The organism is Mesorhizobium sp. M0051 (assembly GCF_040323235.1).
Taxonomy (GTDB): domain Bacteria; phylum Pseudomonadota; class Alphaproteobacteria; order Rhizobiales; family Rhizobiaceae; genus Mesorhizobium.
The window spans coordinates 1-500 of record NZ_JAMYUT010000108.1 but is presented as its reverse complement, the minus strand read 5'-3'; the positions used below and the strand labels follow the sequence as shown (position 1 = coordinate 500).

The window sequence follows — 500 nt, the reverse complement described above, 5'->3', positions numbered from 1 at the left end:
CGTAAGCGCGAATTTCCCCGCACCTTTTGCTGTTGAGTGCTCTGATGCATGCAGGTGTCCACCAAAATAGGTGGACACCTTGTGATGGAAGAAGATGAGCAGAAACTGCGGGTGAGGCTTGTCGGTCGGGACGGGCGACGCCGATACGACCGCGCATCGAAGGAGCGTCTTGTCTCGGCCTGCCTTGAGCCTGGCGTGTCGGTATCGAGGCTTGCGCTCGAACATGGGGTCAATGCGAACCTTCTTCGGAAGTGGATAAAGAAGCGCGCGGAGACCCAGTCCCTCCCGCCGTCCCCGCCACCTGCGTTCATCCCGGTTCAGATTGAAAGCACTTCCGATCGGGCCTTGCTGCGACAGAGCAGCATGGCTGCGGTGGCTTTGCCGGGGACTTGCGATGGGGTGCGTAGGTCGGCATCGAAAAGGACAGCGCCTTTTTCCTCTCCAGCCAAGGTGAGCGCGTCGCTGCCGAACGGCGTGAAGTTGACGCTGGAATGCGGTGA

1 protein-coding gene is annotated in these 500 nt (G+C 60.2%); it reads left to right on the top strand.

Annotated features, from left to right (window positions below):
• Nucleotides 1-84: 84 nt before the first annotated feature.
• The coding region (gene tnpA, locus NKJ90_RS33450; protein ID WP_352487789.1) for an IS66-like element accessory protein TnpA at nucleotides 85-500 on the top strand (416 nt) is incomplete at its 3' end.